Origin of the sequence: Brevibacterium epidermidis NBRC 14811 (assembly GCF_001570805.1) — a bacterium.
In the GTDB taxonomy this organism is placed as follows: Bacteria; Actinomycetota; Actinomycetes; order Actinomycetales; family Brevibacteriaceae; genus Brevibacterium; species Brevibacterium epidermidis.
On record NZ_BCSJ01000008.1, the window covers coordinates 23,698 to 40,300 of the forward strand.

Below are 16,603 nucleotides of genomic sequence, written 5' to 3' on the forward strand. Positions count from 1 at the left end.
CCGTCAGGTAGTAATTGGGGAGGGGAATAGGGGAGAATCCGCCCCGCCGCAGGCTCTTCGCCAACGCGTCGAACAGTCCTGTGGTCACTGAGCGGAAACATCGAGTGGCGTAGACTCGACACCGCAGCCAGACGTCGTCGCCGACCCCCTCGCTAGGAGCAGAATGTATCGGTCAGTTCCGGTCCCCGCAGCCACAGATTTCGTCATCACGAATGCGCGGATCGTGCCCGTGGCCGATGCGTCCGGCAACCGCGCCGAGGCGATCGAATCGGGCACGTTGACCGTCAGGGACGGCAGCATCACCGAGGTGGCCCCCGGAGCTGTCGACGCCTCTTCCCTCCCAGCGGACACCGAGGTCATCGATGCTGGCGGACGCTGGGTCCTGCCCGGTTTCATCGAAGCCCACGGCCACCTCGGCGTGCATGAGGACGGCGAAGGCTGGTCCGGTGACGATACGAATGAGATGACCGATCCCAATGGGGCGGGCCTGCGCGCGCTCGACAGCATCGACCCTGCCGATCTCGGATTCAAGGATGCGCTGCGTGGGGGAGTCACCTCGGCGCTCATCAAGCCCGGATCCGGCAACCCCATCGGCGGTCGCACCGCCTTCCTCAAGACCTGGGGTCGGATCGTCGACGAGATGCTCGTGACGCAGGATCTGTCCGTGAAATCCGCGCTCGGCGAGAACCCGAAACGCGTGTACGGGGAGAAGAAGGTCACCCCGTCGACGAGGATGGGCACCGTCAAGATCATCCGCGACGCCTTCGTCGAGGCACGGAACTACCGGGCCAAACGAGCCCAAGCGGAAGCCGAGGGCACCCCGTTCGACCGTGACCTGGTCAAGGAGACCTTGGCCGACGTCCTCGACGGCAAGCTCGCCTGGGATCAGCACTGCCACCGTGCCGACGACATCGCCACCGCCATCCGCCTGTCCGAGGAATTCGGCTACCGTCTCGTCATCAACCACGGGACCGAAGGCCACAAGATCGCCGACTTCATCGCTGCCAAGGGCATCGACGTCATTCTCGGACCGCTGATGACCACCCGTTCGAAGGTCGAACTGCGCGACCGCACCCTGGCCACTGCGGCCTCCCTCGCCGAGGCGGGAGTGCGCATCGCGCTGACCACCGACCACCCTGTCATCCCCATCAATTTCCTCATCCACGAAGCCTCCCTGGCCGTGAAGGAAGGGCTCGACCCTGTCGTCGCGATCGAAGCGCTGACGATCAACCCGGCCGCGATCTTCGGCCTCGACGACCGGCTGGGCTCTCTTGCCGTGGGCCGCGACGCCGATATCGTCATCTGGTCGGGCGATCCGCTCGACCTGAACTCCCGCGCCGAGACCGTCTTCGTCTCCGGCCGCCGCGTCTTCGACTTCGATGCCGCCTCTGGAACCGCGCACATCGCCGATCCGCTCGGCCCGACACTCATCAGCGAGCCGTGAGCGACAGAGAACTCGAAGACGCCACCACCGCCGAGGTTCGGGTCGACAGTCCGACCGAGCCGGGTCCCGTCCGTGGTTCGTCCCCGGCGCCGGTCGAAGGCGGCAACCCGGAGGCCGGATCCCAGGCTCTGCGCGAGCTGTTGGAGCGCACTCGGCTGCAGCGATTGGCAGAGCTGCGGGAATCCTCACCGGAACCCCAGCCTGAAGATGTAGCGAAGGCCGCGGCAGCGAAGGCCGCGAAGCCCGGACGCAGCAGCGGACGGTCGAAGCCCCGCACCGACCACCGCGGTGCGTCTCAGCGCATCGCCCAGAAGGTCGCCCGGCGCACCGTCGGCAAACTCGTCTCCGGTACGACGGAGAACACGCAGCCGGTGCCGATCGTCACCGCGCTCAAAGGCACCCCGTACCAGGCGCCCGTGCAGGCGCAGGAGCCGAGCGAAGACGAAGCCCGGATGATCCTCGACCTCGCCGCCGATATCGCGGCGATGATGATGCGCGCCGGAGCCGGCACCAGCGATGTCGAGGTCTCCGTCATCGCCGCCTGCACCGCGTGCGGACTGGCCACCGTCGAGGTCGATCTGACCTCGAACACCCTCGTCGTGCACTACTCGACCTCGGACGGACGTCTGCTCACGGTGATGAGGGTCAACCGCGGTGAGTCCACGCACTTCGCGAAGCTCGCCTCAGTGCACAAGCTTGTCACCGACCTCGTCGACGGACGTCTGGAATTCCATGAGGCGCGCAGTCGCCTCGACGCGATCCGGACACAGCGGCGGCCGTTTCCCGAATGGTTCACCACGGGAGCCTGGGGCCTCATGGTCGGTGCCCTCGTCCTGCTGCTCGGGGGCGGTCCGATCGCGGTGCCCTTGGGTATTGCGATGGCGATCGTCGTCTTCCAGTTCGGCAAGTTGATCGGGCGCACCCACCTGCCCTCGTTCTTCATCACGGCACTGCAGGCCGCCTCGGCGACGCTCATCGCCACCATCGCCGGAGACCTCGGGATCATCAACTCTCCGCAGTACCTCGTGGCCGCCGGAATCGTTCTGCTGCTGCCGACGCAGTCCCTGTATTCGGCGGTTCAGGATGCGCTGACGAACTTCCCGCTGACCGCGTCCGGGCGAGTGGTCGGGGTGTTCATGACCCTGGCCGGCATCGTGTCCGGAATCGCACTGGGCATCGTGTGCGGTCAGGCCATCGGGCTCGGCCATATCGAAGTCCTCGTGCCGAAGACGAGCCCGCATGTGGTCACGGCGATCCTGTCGATGGTCGCGGCGGCCGTGGTGTCGATGTCCGGTGCCGTGGCCATGTCGGCCAGGCGCCGGTTCATCTTGCCGGCGGCGCTCGTCGGCCTCGCCTCGCACATCACGATGATGTCGCTGACGCTGTTGGACGTCGACAATGTGCTAGCCAGTCTGCTGGCGGCCACCGTCACCGGTTTCCTGTCGCGGCCGCTGGCGCTGCGGCTGGGAGCTCCGGCGATCGTGCTTATGATTCCCGGCATCTACACCCTTCTGCAGGGACTGTCGATCTTCACCGCTGTCTATCAGATCGCGTCGGAATCGGAGAACGTCTCCTTCGCTGTGGGTCTGTCCTCGCTGTTCACCGCGATACTGGCGAATGCGGCTCTCGCCGTCGGGGCTGTGCTCGGCAGCTATCTGGCGCTGCCGCTGAAGAACCTCAAGAGCCAGAACTTCAAGAGCCAGAGCTCTGCCGAGGAGAAGGTCGAGGAGGTGCGCAGCGGCGAGACCTCGACCGCAGTCATCGATTCGGTGCAGCCCAGCGGGGCGAAGACTCAGTCGAGTGGGACCGGAGGAGCGAAGGCTCAGACGAGTGGGGCCGGAGGACCGAAGGCTCAGTCGAGTGGGGCCGGGGTAGAGAAGGCCCAATCGGGCGAGACCGGAGAAGCGGACGCCTCGGACGAGGCCGATACCGGTCCGATTCAGATCTGATCCGGGCTCAGATCGGATCGGTTTTGTACCGGCCCGGTCTGATCCGGACTCAGGTCGGATCGGGGCTCAGTTCGGATCCAGGTTCAGGCCTGATCGGGCAGGGCCCAATCAATGGGGTCGATGCCCTTCTGTGCGAGCAATTCATTCGTGCGCGAGAACGGTCGGGAGCCGAAGAATCCCCGCCGGGCCGACAACGGTGACGGATGCGCGGATTCGATGATGGCCACCTCGGCGGTGCCCGATGTCAGCAGGGGAGCGAGGTTCCGGGCATCTCGGCCCCAGAGGATGGCGACGAGCGGCTGATCGCGTTCGATCAGCGCGGTGATCGCCCGTTCCGTGATCTCCTCCCACCCCTTGCCGCGGTGGGACGCGGGTTCGCCGGGGGAGACGGTGAGGGCGCGGTTGAGCAACATGACTCCCTGCCGTGACCATGCCCGCAGGTCCCCGTGCTGGGCCGGTGGGATGCCGAGATCGGACTCGAGCTCCTTATAGATATTGCCCAGTGACCTCGGCAGGGGGCGGACCTCGGGGTCGACGGCGAATGACAGGCCGATGGCGTGGCCGGGCGTCGGGTAGGGATCCTGACCGACGATGAGGACCTTGACCTCGGACAGAGGCTCGGCGAAGGCGCGGAAGACGAAGTCTCCGGCGGGCAGGTAGGCGCGGCCGGCGGCGTTCTCGTCGCGGAGGAAATCGCCCATCGAGTGGATGCGATCCTCCACTCCGGCCAGGGCGTTCGCCCAATCGTGGGACATGATCTCGGTCAGCGGAGGCGTCGACGTCATGGGCACGAGTGTAGCGATGCTCCGCGGTCATGGTCGCCTCGGTGAGGGCCCTGCGCGCATGTGCACCCAGCGCAGATCGGGTGTGCGCGATCGCCTACCGAACCGGTGTATTGCGCGTCACTGCCAAGCGTTATGCTCGGCCTAAGGAGTTCATCGTTGAACGAAAGGACCGAAATGTCGGAATTCCCAGAGGCCAAGAACTGGAAGATGCTCATCGGCGGAGAGTGGGTCGACGCCGCTGACGGCGACACCACTGATGTCATCACCCCGATCGACCGCAACGTCGTCATCGCCAAGGTGCCCAACGGCAAAGAGGCCGACGCCGACCGCGCCGTCAAAGCCGCACGGAAGGCCTTCCCCGAGTGGGCGGCCCTTCCGTTCAAGGAGCGCCAGAAGAAGCTTCTGGCCTGTGCCGATGCGCTCGAAGCCGCTTCGGAGGAGCTCGCCCAGCTGACCGCTCTCGACACCGGCAACGCGATCCGCACCCAGGCTCGCCCGGAGACGATCATCCTGGCCGACCTGTTCCGCTACATGGGCGGCGTCGCCGGTGAGGTCAAGGGCAACACCCTGCCCGCCGGAGACAAGCAGCTCCAGTACACCAAGCGCGTGCCCCTGGGTGTCGTCGCCGGCATCCTGCCGTGGAACTCGCCGCTGATGATCGCCGCCTTCAAGACCCCTGCCGCGATCGCCGCCGGCAACACGATCGTCCTCAAATGCGCCGAGGATGCACCGCTGACCATTCTCAAGATGGCCGAGATCATCGCCGACATCCTCCCTGCCGGTGTGCTCAACGTCGTCACCGGCAAGGGCTCGGTCATCGGTGAGGCCCTCAACGTCCACCCCGACGTCGACAAGGTCTCATTCACCGGATCGACGAGCGTCGGCCGTCACGTCGCCGAGCTGGCCGGTGGTCGACTCGCGCATTCGTCGATGGAGCTCGGCGGCAAGTCCCCGAACATCATCTTCCCGGACTCGAACGATGACGACACCCTCGAGCAGGTGCTGCTGTCGACCCGCTTCGCCCGCCAGGGCCAGTCGTGCACCATGGGTTCGCGCCTGTTCCTCCACGAAGACATCTACGACGACTTCCTGTCCAAGCTCGTCGACGCGGTGTCGAAGATGACGGTCGGCGACCCCCGCGATGAGTCCACCGACATCGGCTGCATCATCAACCAGAAGCAGTACGACCAGGTCGCCAGCTACATCGAGATGGGCAAGGCGATGGACGGCGTCGAGATCGCCTATGACGGCTCCGATTCGCTGGAAGTCGGCGAACCCGGCTTCTACCACGCACCCGTGATCTTTTCGAAGGCGAAGAACGACTGGCAGACCAGCCGTGAAGAGATCTTCGGCCCCGTCCTCTCGGTCATCCCGTGGAAGGACGTCGACGAGGTTATCGACATGGCCAACGACTCCGACTTCGGCCTCGCAGCCTTCGTCTTCACCAAGGACGTCGACGCTGCCCTGACCATGGCCAACCGGATCGAATCCGGCTGGGTCCAGGTCAACCAGGGCGGCGGCCAGCTGGCCGGTCAGTCCTACGGCGGCATGAAGACCTCCGGCTTCGGACGTGAGGCTTCGCTGGAAGGCATGCTCGAGGGCTTCACCCAGATCAAGCAGGTCAACATCCGCATCCGCTGATCCGATCCCCGAGGCCGGGTCACTCGGTTCGCCGAGGCGGCCCCCGCCTCGGCGAAATTCGTTCCCTTCACCCCGTCGTCACGATCACCTATTCGGTACCGTGCGGCGGGGTGATGCGGTTGACTTGGGAGGATCGGGGACAGATCTCACAGCCGCAGCGGCGCGCCGGAAATTTCGGTCCCGCCGATCGGGCGATAACATAGGGGTACAGACACCTCTCGAAGGAGCACAATCTCTATGCCGCCGAACGACGACACCTCAGAACTGAGCGAGCTCGAGGTGGCCGTTTTGGAGTTCGAGCGGCGGTGGTGGAAATACGGAGGCGCCAAGGACCACGCGATCCGTGAGCGCTTCGACATGTCGGCCACCAGCTACTTCCAGATCCTCAACTCGCTTCTTGACAACCCTGCAGCTCTGGCCAGCGATCCCATGCTGGTCAAGCGCCTTCGCCGAATCCGCAGCACGCGGCAGAGCGAACGCGCCCAAGCCCGCGTCTCGAGGTAGACATGACCGACGAATTCGACGAGATCGAGCCCGGCCGGCGCAGCGGTGCCCATCGACAGGAGTCCGCGGCGTCGTCGAACGTCGGTGCCATCTCGCTGGTCATCATCCTCGCTCTGGTCGCGGTCCTGCTGGTCGTGGCCGCTATCAACATCATCTTCTCCTCGATGGGCAACCCCGAGTCGAAGATCGCCGATCCGCCGGCCTCCGAATCGGCATCGGCCGAGCCCTCACCGAGTGAGAGCGAAGTCAGCGTCGCAGACGATTCGATCACCGTCGACGTTCTCAACGGCTCCGGAGTCTCCGGCGCTGCGAAGAAGTTCTCCGAGGCAGTCGAAGAGAAGGGCTGGACGCTCGGACAGGTCGGCAACTACTCGACGGACCTCTCCGACTCGACCGTGTACTACAACGGCGAAGAGAACGCTTCGCAGGCGAAGCTCGTCGCCAAGTCACTGGGAGTCTCGGCCACGGAAGCCTCTTCCGACTTCGAAGCCGACATCACCGTCGTCATCTGTTCGGACATCGCCGATCGCGGGCCGGAGTCCAGTGGAGGCGGCTCGGACTGACCCGAAGCGATTCGGTCGTGCCGCAGCGCGATTGAGCCGGGGGGAGATCGGTTCGGTTGCGGTCGGGATCTTCGACGGCGGGCATCCTCGGCGACTTTCTGACCGAACGGTCTGATTTGATTCGCGGCGATCCCCGCTGTGAACAGGGCAGAAACCCTTAGATAACGAATCTATAACAGTGCTGAACCGCTCTAGGCGGGGTGCGCGCCTGCGGTAGAGTTGCAACAGCTAGGCAAGCACAGCACCTTGTGTTCTATTCGTGCTTCACCGAGATAATTCTCTAGAGGTCAATGAGAGAAGTCGCGGGGTCAGTTGAGTTTTACTAGCTTCCGTATCTCGGGTGAGGTCATCTGATCGCGGCCGCGATGCGGGATTTCAATGGCACTGCACTGTATGGAGAAGTAATGGCACAAGGTACCGTCAAGTGGTTCAACGCTGAAAAGGGCTATGGATTCATCACCCTCGAAGGCGACAACCAGGACGTGTTCGTTCACTGGAGCGCAATCCAGATGGACGGCTACCGCTCTCTCGAAGAGGGCCAGCAGGTTCAGTTCGAAGTTGGAGAAGGACAAAAGGGTCCTCAGGCGGAGTCCGTCACCCTCCTCTGAGACTGGCTGCTGTCAGCACAGTTTTTTGATCCGCTGCGGCGGGTCGTCGGAATGGCCTTCGGGCCGACCGGCAGCAACCGCACGGGGAAAGCGCCGAGCAGGCAACTGCTCGGCGCTTTTCAGTGCCCGCGTGGTCGGGGCATCCCCCGTTTTGGTGCACTTTGTTCCGAGTTGCACACGTTCTTCTGTGTGTCTTTCAGAACGAGGTGCACCAAAAGTTGAAGATTTGGTGCTGAGAGGGTGCGGGCTCACTCGAGCTGCGCCCGTAGGTACGAACTTCGAATCGGCCCAGTTTGAGTTGAATAGCACGTGTTTGAAACAGGGCTGTTCACCCTAAACCGTGCCGATTGCGACCGCGACGTGGGTGTTTGACTGTGCCACTTCGCCCGCGCGTTGATTCCGGCGTCTGTCGACCCGCACGCGGCCGTCGCAAGTGGGCCTGCTCCGGCCCGCTCGAACCTGCGAGCGTCATCTGACCCGGCGTGCTTCACCGTCGGCAGACGTTTCGCGCTGGGCCGAACTGCCTTCAGTGCCTGCACCTCGCGCCGAGAACTCGCGGAACGCTGCCTTCCGCAACCGTCATGACGGGCCACGAATATTTGCACTCGCATGGGGAGAGTGCTAAATCTAGTACTGGTGAAAACCGATGGGTACCCACCAGTCGTCTCGAGAGCGTGGTCCATATGTGGAATGGAACATGCGGACACACTCTCTGCCGTCGCGGGCGTTGATGACTGCTCTGGATTCCCACTCCACTCCATCAGGGAGGATCTAAGCCACTATGGCAAAGATGATTGCATTCGACGAAGAAGCTCGTCGAGGACTCGAAGCTGGCCTCAACCAGCTTGCGGACGCGGTCAAGGTGACCCTTGGACCCCGCGGTCGCAATGTCGTGCTCGAAAAGCAGTGGGGCGCACCGACCATCACCAACGATGGCGTCTCCATTGCCAAGGAGATCGAACTCGAGGACCCCTACGAGAAGATCGGCGCCGAGCTCGTCAAGGAAGTCGCCAAGAAGACTGACGACGTCGCAGGCGACGGAACCACCACCGCTACCGTGCTCGCACAGGCTCTCGTCCGCGAAGGCCTGCGCAACGTGGCAGCCGGTGCTGATCCGCTCAGCCTCAAGCGCGGCATCGAGAAGGCCGTTGAGGCCGTCACGAACGTCCTGCTGAAAAACGCCATCGACATCGAGACCAAGGAACAGATCGCCGCTACCGCTGGCATCTCCGCCGGAGATCCCGCGATCGGTGAACTGATCGCCGAGGCCATCGACAAGGTCGGCAAGGAAGGCGTCGTCACCGTCGAGGAGTCCAACACCTTCGGACTCGAGCTCGAACTGACCGAGGGTATGCGCTTCGACAAGGGCTACATCTCCGGTTACTTCGTCACCGACACCGATCGCCAGGAAGCTGTCCTTGAGGATCCCTACATCCTCATCGTCAACTCCAAGATCTCGAACGTGAAGGACCTGCTGCCCGTCCTCGAGAAGGTCCAGCAGTCCAACAAGCCGCTGTTCATCATCGCCGAAGACGTCGAGGGCGAAGCCCTGGCCGTCCTGGTGCTGAACAAGCTCAAGGGCACCTTCAAGTCCGTGGCTGTCAAGGCTCCGGGCTTCGGTGACCGTCGCAAGGCTCAGCTCGCCGACATCGCCATCCTCACCGGTGGCCAGGTCGTGTCCGAGGAAGTCGGGCTCAAGCTCGACAGTGTGACCACCGACCTGCTGGGTACCGCCCGCAAGGTCGTCATCACCAAGGACGAGACCACCATCGTCGAGGGCGCGGGAGACGCCGAGGAGATCGCCGGACGGGTCGCTCAGATCCGTGCCGAGATCGAGAACTCGGACTCCGACTACGACCGTGAGAAGCTGCAGGAACGTCTGGCCAAGCTGGCCGGCGGTGTTGCAGTCATCAAGGCCGGAGCCGCCACCGAGGTTGAGCTCAAGGAAACCAAGCACCGCATCGAAGATGCCGTGCGCAACGCCAAGGCTGCTGTGGAAGAGGGAATCGTCGCCGGTGGCGGCGTCTCGCTCATCCAGGCGGGCAAGGCCGCATTCGCCGACCTCGCACTCGAGGGAGACGAGGCCACCGGTGCCAACATCGTCAAGGTTGCCATCGAAGCCCCGCTGAAGCAGATCGCCACGAACGCCGGCCTCGAAGCCGGTGTGGTTGCCGACAAGGTCGCCAACCTCGAAGCCGGATTCGGTCTCAACGCCGCAACCGGTGAGTACGAGGACCTGCTGGCCGCCGGCATCAACGACCCAGTCAAGGTGACCCGCTCTGCTCTGCAGAACGCCGCCTCGATCGCCGGTCTGTTCCTCACCACCGAGTCGGTCGTCGCCGACAAGCCCGAAAAGGCCGCCGCAGGTGCAGACGCAGCTGCCGGCATGGACGGCATGGGTGGAATGGGCGGCATGGGCTTCTGATAGCCCCCGCTCGTCCGATCGGCCGTGCCGGTGCCCGCAAGGGTGCCGGCACGGCCGTTTTCATGCCCGACAGTCCGGGGCAGCCGTATCCGATTCTTCTTCCAGAAGCACCCACCTTCGCCGAGGAGACCCACCGACCCGTTGTCCCGCCGCCTCCGCCCGCCTAGGCTGACGGTATGACTTTCACCGGCACCGATGCTTGCGGAAACAGTCCGAAGAACGTCTTCGTCGCGACGTTCGAAGAGAATCTCTTCAACGGGGACAAAGAGGCCCTCGCCGAGGTGATCGCCGACGACTGCGTCCTCCAGCTCGTTCACCCCTCCGACGTCGAGACCCACACCGGGCGGGAGGCCGTCGTCGAAGCGCTGCTGAAACTGTCCGCTCATTCGCCGGAGGTCGGCCACCTCGAAGCGGCGATCACTCACGGCAAGGCCGCGGCGGCGTGGGGCTACTGGCAATCCGAGGCCGACGGTGACGACCTGCGACACTTCTCGCACACCATGTGGTTCACCACTCACAAAGCCCAGGACTTCGGACAGATCCGAATCTTCCAGGTCTGAGGCGCAGCAGCACCTCCCGGACGCGGAGCGTGCCCTCAGTCCCAGGGATTGTCGCGGTTATGACGTCGGTGCGACCGGCGCCGGTCCCGTTCCTCCCGGCGTGAGATCTGACCGGGCGAGTAGGGCGGGTGGGACGGATGCGGCGGCTGCAGCCCCGTACCGAAGTCGGCTTCGTAATCTCGCTCGGGAGTCTCACCCTGTTCGATTTGCCGTTGAGCCTCGGCATCGCCGAGGTGGGCCCGGGCTCGACGCGTGAGCTCCTTCTTCCGATTGCGGATGATCTCGTCCTTATGCGCGATGCGCCCCAAACCGCCGAGCAGCATAGGCACGATGACGAAGATCGGCCAGAAGAAGATGAACTGGCCAGACGCGACCGACGAGAACGCCCAGATCGCCAGCACGATCCCGACCGGGCCCGCGACTGCGCCGAGCAACGACCGGCGCACCCGATCCTTGTAGTACTTCTGCGCCGCGGCATCGATCTGCTCCGGCGTGATCGGCACCCGATCCTCCTCGAGGCGGGCCAACGCCTGTGCGCGCCCCGCATCATCGAGCTGGCTGGGTTCGGTCTCTGCAGGATCAGTGAGGACGAGGTCCTCGATCAGTACTGGGACTTCACCGAGCGTTTTGATCTTCGCGGCAGCCTCGGTGCGTTCATCGAACTCCTCCACGTCGAGCTGACCGAGGGCGTAAGCCTCCGAGAGGACATCACTGACGACCGCGCGATCGGCATCAGAGGCCCGGACCTGCCCATACGAGCGCGGATCTGCGCTGAACCGCGACCAGAGGGGACTGGCGTTCATGGTGAATACTCTAACCCCGCCGTCAGCGGTGAGACTGAGGATCAGCCGGGAATCGGTCTCGACTAAACTCGGCCGGGTGGAACCCGTCGTCGTGCTCATCCTCTTCGCAGTGTTCCTCGGTGCATTGTCCCAACGCGTCACCGGGATGGGATTCGGCCTGGTCAGCGGCCCCTTCCTCGTCCTCCTCCTCGACCCGTTCAGCGGAGTCATCCTCGTCAACATCTGCGGAATCGTCGCCTCATTCTCCGTCTTCGTCCGCACCTTCGCCGAGGTGGAATGGCCGCCGTTACGACATCTTGCCTTGGGTGCCGTGATCGGCACAATTCCCGGAGCGCTGCTCTCGTCGGCGCTGCCTACCGCACCGCTGCAGATCCTCATCGGCGTCCTCATCGTCGTCTCCCTCATCAGCTCACTGACCTTGGGGAAGCTGGGGCGGACGATCCCCGCGAACCTCGGCACACGGCTGACGGCCGGACTCTTCTCCGGGGCGATGTCGGCCGCGGCTGGAGCTGGGGGTCCGGCGGTGAGCGCCTACGCTGTGCTGACGAACTGGGAGCAGCGGTCGTTCGCAGCCACCCTACAGCCGTTCCTCGTCGTCGGGACCGCCTCGGCGGTGGTGATGAAGGTGATCATCGACGGAGGGACCTGGCCGCATCTGGATGTCGGGGTCTGGATCGGGCTCGGAATCGTCCTCGTGGCGGGGCTCGCCGGTGGTGACTGGCTCGCCCGTCATATCGATGTGGCGATCGCGCGGATCGGGATGCTCGTCCTCGCCTTCGGCGGTGGAATCGCGGCCTTGGTCAAAGGCCTCCAGGCTCTCGTCTGAGGCGGTCGCTCACGGGGAGAGTGACGGTCTCGCCTGACCTCTGCACACCGGCCATCGGCGGCCGAGGACTGAGCGGATGTGGGGCACAGGCTCAGACGCCTGTCAGTTTCATCGGGCATACTGTTCGAGGACAAAGCTAGCCTGGGAGGCATGGATCGTGACTGAAGTATTTCTGTTGCTGCTCGTTGTTCTCGGGGCCGTTTTCTTCATCGGTCACCGCAAGGAGAAGCAGCGGCAGCGGGAATTGCACGCCGCCGAACTTCAGCAGGTGAAGAAGACCGCTGAAGAGGACGTCACCTCATTCGGCGAAGAAGTCGCCGAACTCGACGTCATCACCGCAGGCGTTGAACTGGATACGGGCGGAGCGCAGGACTACAAGCAGGCGCTCGATTCGTACGACGTTGCCAAGGAGACTCTCGAGAAGGTCTCCGAACCCACTGACATCCGCCACGTCACCGAGGCGCTCGAAGACGGCCGCTACGCCGCAAAATGCGTTCGCGCCCGGGTCGAGGGCAAGCCCCTTCCGGTGCGTCGTCCGCCCTGCTTCTTCAACCCCCAGCATGGTCCCTCGGTCGAGGACATCGACTGGGCCCCGGCCGGCGGCCAGCTGCGCCCGGTGCCCGTATGTGCCGCCGACGCCGAGCGTGTCGCTGTCGGTGCCGATCCGCTGGTGCGCAAGGTCGTCACCGGTGACGGACACACCCGCCGCGCCTACTGGGAGGCCGGACCGGCCTACGCCGAATACAACCGCGGCTACTTCAACTCCTACGCAGGTTCCGGCCTGCTGCCCGGCGTCCTCATGGGAGCCATGATGTTCGGCGGAATGGGCGGCGGCTGGGACGGCGCCTACGGAGGCGACATGGGCGACGCCGGTGGAGACGCTGGCGGAGACATGGGCGGCGGTGACGGCGGTGGCTTCTTCGGAGGCGACGGCGGTGACGGCGGCGGCCTGTTCGACGGATTCGGAGACATGTTCTGATGGACACGATCGAGATCCGCGGCGAGTCGATCAGACTCGGCCAGTTGCTCAAACTCCACGGCATCGCCGAGCACGGTGCCATGGCCAAGGACATGATCGCCGACGGTGAAGTCAGCGTCAACGGTGAGGTCGAGACCCGCCGCGGCGCGACGATCCGTCCGGGCGATCGCATCGAAGCCCTCGGCGAAGTCATCGAGGTGGCCGCCGAGGAGTGAGGTGAATAGACATAGACGAATGGAGGGCGTCCCCGTGGGGACGCCCTCCATCTGTTTGTCTATCTGTCTGTCCGACTGTTTGGGTCGGACGGGAACCAGCGTTCGGGCCGGGAATGCCTACTGCAGCTCGGGAGCGCCAGGGGTGTCGTTCATTCCCGGGGCGTCCCACAGAGCCGACCAGTTCGACGTGTCCTCTTCAAACGGCAGCTCACTGGAGAGGATGCCCTTGACCTGGATCTCGAGGGGATTGTCCCGCTGTTTCGGTCCCAACTGCACGAACGGATAGAAGGTTCCGCGCTTGTACTGGTAGACCAACGCCATCCGACGACCATCCGGGTGGACGAAGTACACGGTCGTGCACAGCAGCATGGTGTCGAAGCCCTGATTGACCAGCGCCGAGTTCACGGCGTGGATGTTCGTGACGAGGTTGACCACCTCGGCGTTCTCGTCGGCCACGACCTGCCACGTGAACCCGAAGCCGTCATTCTCCTGCCTCACTGAGGCGGCCGGGTCGGAGCCGATGAGCGCGACGCTTTCGGACTCGGCGGACTGGAACGCGGCCCCCTCGACCTGACGGAAGGCGACGGCTCCGACACCGGTGGGGGTGAAGCCGGTCGCGGCCTGCAGCGTCAGTGCCGCCGGGGGCAGGGCGAAGAGGTCGTCGAGGTTGGCCCGTTTCGGTTTGGACCGGCCGAGCAGTGCGTCGAAGAATCCCATGGAGCTCCTAATTCGGTGGTGCGCAGTTCAAGGGTGTTGGTGGATGCTCACTCGGGGCGGGAGAGCTGGGCGGAGATCTTCGCCAGCTGCTCCAGGCGCTTCTCGAGCGAGGGGTGGGTGGAGAAGAGCTGACCGAGGGCGGCCTTTCCACTGATCGCAGGGATGAGAGCCAGATGGTTCGCCGAGGCGGACGAGCGCAGATCCTTCTCCGGGATCTTGGCCATGTCCCCGCTCAGCTTCGTCAGTGCTGAGGCCAGGGTCGACGGTGCACCGGTGAGGATGGCTGCGGCACGGTCGGCAGCAAGCTCACGATAACGGGAGAGTGAGCGGATGAGGACGAACGAGAGCCCGTAGACGACAGCTCCGACGAGGATGAACAGCAGCTGGATCGGGATGCCGTTGTTATTGTTGTTCGACCGTCCGAAGCTCATGTAGTAGCCGGCGCGCATCATCAGTGCGGCGACGACACCGGTGACGCCGGCGATGGTCATCACCGTCACGTCGCGGTGGGCGACGTGTGAAAGCTCGTGAGCGAGCACGACCTCGACCTCGTCACGGTCGAGCTTCTCGAGCAGACCGCGGGTCACGCACACCACCGAGCGCTCGGGGGAGCGGCCGGTGGCGAAGGCATTGGGGATCGGAGAGTTCGAGACGGCCACGCGGGGTTTCGTCGAATCGGCCAGCTGGCAGAGTCGGTCGACGATCGTATGCAGCTCCGGAGCCTCCTCGGGGGAGACCTCCCGACCGCCCATCGCGCGCATGGCGATCTTGTCGGAGAAATACCACTGGAAGAAGAATGCGCCCGCACTGATGAGGACCGCGACGATGACACCGCCGAGGTTCTGGCCGACGATCCACCAGATCGCGAGGATGAGCACGACATAGATCAGGCCGTTGAGGAAGATCGTCCATCCCATCCGCATGGTCAGTCCGTTGTCTTTGACGAAGCGATTCTTCATCGTGGTTCCTCTCTGGCAGTGGCAGAACCGGCCCACTGTCGGAGACAATGGGCCGGCTGCATTTCGGTGCTCTGTTGTTTCAGGCCGGGTCCGGGATGAAGCCCTCGCCGGTGAGCAGTTCGGCGATCTCGGCCAAGGTGGCGTCGACGAACGGGATGACGACGTCGGAGGATCCGAGGTAGTCATCGGCGACGGCCTTTCCGTTGGCCGTGACGTACTCGTGGAGGGCTTTCAGCGCGGTGCGGGCGGCTTGCTCGTTGCCGGCGTTGACGGCATCCTCGACCTGGTTGTCGTACTTCTGGAGCAGGTCCTGGTCGACGTTCTCGACGTCGAACTGACCTTCGCCCATGATTCGGATGATCATTGCTGATCCTCACCTTCGAGCGACTTCTGGTCCTGCTTCTCGGAACCGGCCGGTAGGGATTCGCGCATGCGCTGGAGTTCCATCTCAACGTCGTTCTCGCTTGAGAGGGAATCTAGCTGGGCGGTGATGTCGTCCTTCTGGGTTCCTGTGACGTCGTCGAGGGCGCCTGAAGCGAGCAGCTCATCGACGGCACCGGCACGAGCCTGCAGCGACGCGGTCTTGTCCTCGGCGCGCTGGACGGCGAGTCCGACGTCGCCGAGCTCTTCGGAGATGCCCGAAAACGCTTCGCCGATCTTGGTCTGTGCGTCGGCGGCGTTGTACGTGGCCTTGAGAGTCTCCTTCTTCGTGCGGAAGGCGTCGACCTTGGCCTGCAGGCGCTGCGAAGCGAGAGTGAGCTTCTGCTCCTCACCCTGCAGTCCTTCGTGCTGGGTCTGCAGATCGGTGATCTGCTGGGTCAGCCCGGACTTGCGGGTCAGAGCCTCGCGGGCGAGGTCCTCACGGCCGATCTGCATGGCCTTCTCGGCCTGACCGGACAGCTTGTTCTGCTGCTGTTCGAGCTGGTTGATCTGCAGCTCGAGGCGCTTGCGGCTGGTGGCGACATCGGCAACACCGCGGCGGACCTTCTGCAGCAGCTCCAGCTGCTTCTGGTACGAATAGTCAAGGGTTTCGTTGGGGTTTTCGGCCTTGTCCAGAGCTTTGTTGGCCTTGGCACCGAAGATCGTCGCGATCCGTTGGAAGATACTCATCCGTAGTCGACTCCTGCATTGGTTTGACCCGACGCTGCCAACCCGATCCACTCCGGTCCGGAGATTCTTGGCCAACACCGCCGCGAACTATCGCTCTCAAGTCTACTGAGAAAGGCTGATAGTTTGCCAGACGCCGACTACGAGATCGAACAGATCCCGGCGGTGGAGTCCTGACAGGTCAGGGGGCGAAGAGACGCGAGTTCGCAGCCTCGACTTCGGAGTACTGCCGGGCAGCTGTGTGGAGCGCACCGTGGACGGAGTTGAGCGATTCCATCAGCTGCTTCTGCGCACGCTCCCACTGGTTGACCACGGCTTGGAAGTTCTGGGCCGCACTGCCTCGCCAGCATTCCTGGAGAGCGAGCAGATTGCGCATCATCGTGTCGGATTCGGACACGAGGTTGCGGGAGGTGTTTGCGGCGGCGTTGGCGGCAGATTGGACGCGTTCGGCGTCGACTTCGAAACTCATCATCACTCCTCTTGGTCAGAGATGTTCCGCCACGGTCGGGCGAGACGAC

18 protein-coding genes are annotated in these 16,603 nt (G+C 64.1%); 11 read left to right on the plus strand and 7 right to left on the minus strand.

All coding sequences use genetic code 11. From position 1 onward, the window contains the following. Nucleotides 1–163 precede the first annotated feature (163 nt). Nucleotides 164–1,444, plus strand: coding sequence for an amidohydrolase (locus BEP01S_RS05635; RefSeq protein WP_083532575.1), 1,281 nt, complete (start codon nucleotides 164–166; stop codon nucleotides 1,442–1,444). Then, nucleotides 1,441–3,393: a threonine/serine exporter family protein gene (locus tag BEP01S_RS05640; RefSeq protein ID WP_083532576.1), complete on the plus strand. Its 1,953-nt coding sequence runs from the start codon at nucleotides 1,441–1,443 to the stop codon at nucleotides 3,391–3,393. The genes BEP01S_RS05635 and BEP01S_RS05640 overlap by 4 nt, the downstream gene beginning before the upstream one ends. An 83-nt stretch (nucleotides 3,394–3,476) precedes the next feature. On the opposite strand, the gene BEP01S_RS05645 is transcribed toward BEP01S_RS05640, so the two are convergent. Beyond that, nucleotides 3,477–4,178, minus strand: a complete 702-nt coding sequence (locus tag BEP01S_RS05645; protein WP_062241319.1) for a uracil-DNA glycosylase — start codon at nucleotides 4,176–4,178, stop codon at nucleotides 3,477–3,479. Nucleotides 4,179–4,352: 174 nt separating this feature from the next. Between BEP01S_RS05645 and BEP01S_RS05650 the strand changes: the two genes are divergently transcribed. The 6 genes from BEP01S_RS05650 to BEP01S_RS05675 all read left to right on the plus strand — a co-directional run bounded on the left by BEP01S_RS05650 (nucleotide 4,353) and on the right by BEP01S_RS05675 (nucleotide 10,479). Next, the gene (locus tag BEP01S_RS05650) at nucleotides 4,353–5,819 is read left to right on the plus strand and encodes an aldehyde dehydrogenase family protein (RefSeq protein WP_062241321.1); all 1,467 of its coding nucleotides are present in this window, start codon (nucleotides 4,353–4,355) and stop codon (nucleotides 5,817–5,819) included. Between the two features lie 237 nt (nucleotides 5,820–6,056). After that, nucleotides 6,057–6,323 carry a DUF3263 domain-containing protein gene (locus tag BEP01S_RS05655; protein WP_025780444.1) on the plus strand — a complete coding sequence of 89 codons (267 nt, stop codon included), beginning with the start codon at nucleotides 6,057–6,059 and terminating at the stop codon, nucleotides 6,321–6,323. A gap of 2 nt (nucleotides 6,324–6,325) precedes the next feature. Next, nucleotides 6,326–6,886, plus strand: a complete 561-nt coding sequence (locus BEP01S_RS05660; RefSeq protein ID WP_083532577.1) for a LytR C-terminal domain-containing protein — start codon at nucleotides 6,326–6,328, stop codon at nucleotides 6,884–6,886. A 404-nt stretch (nucleotides 6,887–7,290) separates the two neighbouring features. Beyond that, complete coding sequence (locus BEP01S_RS05665) at nucleotides 7,291–7,494, plus strand: cold-shock protein (RefSeq protein WP_025780447.1); 204 nt, start codon at nucleotides 7,291–7,293, stop codon at nucleotides 7,492–7,494. Nucleotides 7,495–8,275: 781 nt separating this feature from the next. Then, nucleotides 8,276–9,919, plus strand: coding sequence for a chaperonin GroEL (gene groL / locus BEP01S_RS05670; protein ID WP_062241323.1), 1,644 nt, complete (start codon nucleotides 8,276–8,278; stop codon nucleotides 9,917–9,919). Between the two features lie 176 nt (nucleotides 9,920–10,095). Beyond that, nucleotides 10,096–10,479, plus strand: a complete 384-nt coding sequence (locus BEP01S_RS05675; RefSeq protein WP_062241324.1) for a nuclear transport factor 2-like protein — start codon at nucleotides 10,096–10,098, stop codon at nucleotides 10,477–10,479. A gap of 35 nt (nucleotides 10,480–10,514) precedes the next feature. Here the strand turns inward: BEP01S_RS05675 and BEP01S_RS05680 are convergent, their stop codons facing one another. Further along, complete coding sequence (locus tag BEP01S_RS05680) at nucleotides 10,515–11,282, minus strand: DUF1707 SHOCT-like domain-containing protein (protein WP_062241326.1); 768 nt, start codon at nucleotides 11,280–11,282, stop codon at nucleotides 10,515–10,517. Between the two features lie 76 nt (nucleotides 11,283–11,358). Here BEP01S_RS05680 and BEP01S_RS05685 point away from each other — a divergent pair, with 76 nt between their 5' ends. The 3 genes from BEP01S_RS05685 (at nucleotide 11,359) to BEP01S_RS05695 (ending at nucleotide 13,302) form a co-directional block, all read left to right on the plus strand. After that, complete coding sequence (locus tag BEP01S_RS05685) at nucleotides 11,359–12,108, plus strand: sulfite exporter TauE/SafE family protein (protein WP_062241328.1); 750 nt, start codon at nucleotides 11,359–11,361, stop codon at nucleotides 12,106–12,108. 157 nt (nucleotides 12,109–12,265) lie between these two features. After that, entirely contained in the window at nucleotides 12,266–13,087 is an 822-nt protein-coding gene (locus BEP01S_RS05690) for a hypothetical protein (RefSeq protein ID WP_062241330.1), read from the plus strand. Beyond that, a complete protein-coding gene (locus BEP01S_RS05695) occupies nucleotides 13,087–13,302 on the plus strand; it encodes an RNA-binding S4 domain-containing protein (RefSeq protein WP_062241331.1) in 216 nt (71 codons plus the stop codon). Before BEP01S_RS05690 ends, BEP01S_RS05695 begins: the two co-directional genes overlap by 1 nt. A 117-nt stretch (nucleotides 13,303–13,419) precedes the next feature. On the opposite strand, the gene pspAB is transcribed toward BEP01S_RS05695, so the two are convergent. The 5 genes from pspAB to BEP01S_RS05720 form a co-directional block, all read right to left on the minus strand. Continuing rightward, nucleotides 13,420–14,019: a PspA-associated protein PspAB gene (gene pspAB / locus BEP01S_RS05700; RefSeq protein WP_062241333.1), complete on the minus strand. Its 600-nt coding sequence runs from the start codon at nucleotides 14,017–14,019 to the stop codon at nucleotides 13,420–13,422. 47 nt (nucleotides 14,020–14,066) lie between these two features. Further along, nucleotides 14,067–14,978: a zinc metalloprotease HtpX gene (gene htpX, locus BEP01S_RS05705; protein ID WP_062241335.1), complete on the minus strand. Its 912-nt coding sequence runs from the start codon at nucleotides 14,976–14,978 to the stop codon at nucleotides 14,067–14,069. A gap of 79 nt (nucleotides 14,979–15,057) precedes the next feature. Continuing rightward, nucleotides 15,058–15,342 carry a PspA-associated protein PspAA gene (pspAA, locus tag BEP01S_RS05710; RefSeq protein WP_062241336.1) on the minus strand — a complete coding sequence of 95 codons (285 nt, stop codon included), beginning with the start codon at nucleotides 15,340–15,342 and terminating at the stop codon, nucleotides 15,058–15,060. Continuing rightward, complete coding sequence (locus tag BEP01S_RS05715) at nucleotides 15,339–16,088, minus strand: PspA/IM30 family protein (protein WP_039208503.1); 750 nt, start codon at nucleotides 16,086–16,088, stop codon at nucleotides 15,339–15,341. The genes pspAA and BEP01S_RS05715 overlap by 4 nt, the downstream gene beginning before the upstream one ends. 178 nt (nucleotides 16,089–16,266) lie before the next feature. Further along, nucleotides 16,267–16,554 carry a WXG100 family type VII secretion target gene (locus tag BEP01S_RS05720; protein WP_039208504.1) on the minus strand — a complete coding sequence of 96 codons (288 nt, stop codon included), beginning with the start codon at nucleotides 16,552–16,554 and terminating at the stop codon, nucleotides 16,267–16,269. Between the last annotated feature and the right edge of the window lie 49 nt (nucleotides 16,555–16,603).